Annotated in this window: 1 protein-coding gene; it reads left to right on the forward strand. The window is 66.4% G+C overall.

The features are described from left to right. Window positions 1–96: 96 nt before the first annotated feature. Window positions 97–503 (forward strand): Kelch repeat-containing protein (locus Q664_RS34630; protein ID WP_235216987.1); only part of this gene is annotated, 407 nt, incomplete at its 3' end.

A 503-nucleotide genomic window follows, 5' to 3' on the forward strand; every position in this document is an offset into this window, starting at 1 on the left:
ACTCCCACGGGCGCCATGGGTGCATCCCGCAGTGCTCATACAGCGACCCTGTTGCCCACGGGCAAGGTCCTGGTGGTCGGGTCTGCGTCGAACAACGTGGAATTGTATGATCCCGCCACTGGCACCTGGACTCCCACCCACAGCACCGCCGCCATTCTGGGTCGCTCGACGACCACCCTGCTGCCCTCCGGCAAGGTCCTGATGGCGGGCGTGGACGTCACCAACGGCACCGGCTTCGCCGAGCTCTACGACCCGATGACGAACAATGGGAGTTACGTGGGGGGCCTGGCCTCGCATCACGCACACCACTCGGCAACGCTGCTGCCCTCGGGCAAGGTCCTGGTGGCGGGCGGTATCGGTGGTAACAACAGTGCCGAGCTCTATGACCCGGCTACCCGCACCTGGGCTCCTACCGGCAGCATGAGCATCTCCCACGACCACCACACGGCGACGCTGCTGCCTTCCGGCAAGGTCCTGGTGGCGGGCAGCGGCAGCGGTACCAA

Source organism: Archangium violaceum Cb vi76, assembly GCF_000733295.1.
Taxonomy (GTDB): Bacteria; Myxococcota; Myxococcia; order Myxococcales; family Myxococcaceae; genus Archangium; species Archangium violaceum.